This window comes from Sphingomonas sp., assembly GCF_019242355.1.
Classification (GTDB): Bacteria; Pseudomonadota; Alphaproteobacteria; order Sphingomonadales; family Sphingomonadaceae; genus Sphingomicrobium.
This window is the reverse complement of record NZ_JAFAVR010000036.1, coordinates 1-2,066: the sequence shown is the minus strand read 5'-3', so window position 1 is coordinate 2,066 and position 2,066 is coordinate 1. Positions and strand designations below refer to the sequence as shown.

At 66.4% G+C, this 2,066-nt stretch carries 3 protein-coding genes; 2 read left to right on the top strand and 1 reads right to left on the bottom strand.

What is annotated here, in order from left to right; translation table 11 throughout:
• A partial coding sequence (gene rpsM, locus JOZ79_RS01550) for a 30S ribosomal protein S13 (protein ID WP_294069638.1) occupies positions 1-156 on the bottom strand: 156 nt, incomplete at its 3' end.
• A 208-nt stretch (positions 157-364) separates the two neighbouring features.
• On the opposite strand from rpsM, the gene JOZ79_RS01545 reads away from it, so the two are divergent.
• Positions 365-841, top strand: coding sequence for a DUF2127 domain-containing protein (locus tag JOZ79_RS01545; protein WP_294069635.1), 477 nt, complete (start codon positions 365-367; stop codon positions 839-841).
• A gap of 11 nt (positions 842-852) precedes the next feature.
• Positions 853-1,776 carry a bifunctional riboflavin kinase/FAD synthetase gene (locus JOZ79_RS01540; protein ID WP_294069633.1) on the top strand — a complete coding sequence of 308 codons (924 nt, stop codon included), beginning with the start codon at positions 853-855 and terminating at the stop codon, positions 1,774-1,776.
• Positions 1,777-2,066: the final 290 nt, after the last annotated feature.

Here is a 2,066-nt window from a genome sequence, read left to right as displayed (position 1 = left end):
CTCCTGGTCGGTCAGATCCTGGACCCGCTTCTGCGGCTCGATCCCGAGCTTGGCGACGATGTCCTTGGCCGTGGTGCGGCCGATTCCGTGGATGTAGGTGAGCGCGATTTCCACGCGCTTGTTGGTGGGGATGTTCACCCCGGCAATACGAGCCATTCTCTACCCTTCGTTCAGCTCCACGGGCCGGAAGCTGTCGGCAGGGGAAATCCCCCGCGATCGCCCCGCGCCCATCTCAGCGCTTCGTGGCCCCAACCAGCGAAAAAACCGACGCGCGCACGAATGCGCCGCCGGAACCGGAAGGTCGGGATAAGTGCGAAATAGGATTCGCTTGACCCCAAGTCAAGCAGGACGCGTTAAGGCGCGCATGCAGGAAAAGCGCGTCCACCAACTCTTCGTCGTCAGCGTCCTCGCCAAGGGCGCGCATGCCCTGTTCGAGGTCGTCGCCGGGATCGCCCTCTATCTCGTCAGCACCGCCACGATCGTCAACACCATCGATCGCTGGAGCAATGGTGAAATCCTCGAGGACCGCCACGACTGGCTCGCCAGCAAGATGCTGGAGTTCGCCCGCGGCTTCTCGGTCGAGCAGCACCACTTCTACGCTTTCTATCTGCTCAGCCACGGCCTGGTGAAGGGCGTCCTCGTCGCCGGGCTGCTGCGCGAGAAGCTGTGGGCCTATCCGGCCAGCATCGTCGTTTTCACCCTCTTCATCGCTTACCAGCTCTATCATTACACCCAGACGCACGACTTCGTGCTGATCCTGCTGACGATCTTCGACCTGTTCGTGATCGCGCTTGCGGTCCACGAATATCGCCTGCTTCGCAAACACATCCCGACCCACTAAGCAGCCGCCCGATGCAGCGCCTCACACTTGCCGGCGGAGTTCCCGACACCTTGCGGGGGAGCGTCGTCGCCCTCGGCAATTTCGACGGTTTCCACCTCGGCCACCAGGCGGTGGTCGGCCGGGCGGTCCAGCGCGGCTTCCACGAGCGGCGCCCGGTGATCGTTGCGACCTTCGATCCGCACCCCGTCCGCCTGTTCAAGCCCGACGTCCCGCCGTTCCGCCTGTCCACCCTAGATCAGCGGCAGGAGCTGTTCGCCCATGCCGGCGCCGACGCCATGCTGGTGTTCGAGTTCGACTCCGCGCTTGCAGCGATGGACGCCGAGCAGTTCGTTGCCGAGGTCCTCGCCGACCGCATCGGCGCCGCCGCAGTCATCACGGGCGATGATTTCAGCTTCGGCAAGGGCCGCACCGGCGATGTCGCGCTGCTGAAGCGGGTCGGGGAGGCGCACGGCCTCGCCGCTGAAGCCGTCAGCCAGGTCCTGGTCGACGGCGTCCGCGTCTCCTCCGGCCGCGTCCGCGACGCTCTCATCGCCGGCGACACCGCCACCGCCACCCACATGCTGAGCCGCCCCTACACGATCGAAGGTGTCGTCCAGCCCGGCGACAAGCGCGGCCGCGATCTCGGCTACCCCACCGCAAATGTCGCGCTCACCGACTATCAGCGCCCGCGCTACGGCATCTACGCGGTCCGGGTGACCCTCGACGACGGCCGCGAGCTCCCCGGCGTCGCCAGCCTCGGCGTCCGCCCCACCTTCAATCCGCCGACCGAGCTCCTCGAGGCGCACATCTTCGATTTCGATGCCGACCTTTACGGCCGCCGCATCGAAGTCGCGCTCCATGCTTTCCTCCGGGACGAGGCGAAGTTCGACGATATGAAGGCTCTCACCGCGCAGATGCGCGAGGACGAAGCCGAGGCGAGGAGGCTACTACTCTGAAATCCTCCCCGGAACGGGGAGGGGAACCATCCGAAGGATGGTGGAGGGGTCGCGAGCGAAGCGAGCGTGGATAGCGGGGCCCCCTCCACCACGCCGCTCCGCGTCGCGGTCCCCCTCCCCGTTCCGGGGAGGACCTAAGCGTTTGCATCCGACGCCTCACCCGCTAGAGCCGCGCGCGACATGGCCGACGCCCCCGACAAGCCCGATTACCGCTCCACCGTCTTCCTGCCCCGGACCGACTTCCCCATGAAGGCCGGCCTGCCGCAGAAGGAGCCGGCGATCCTCGCCAA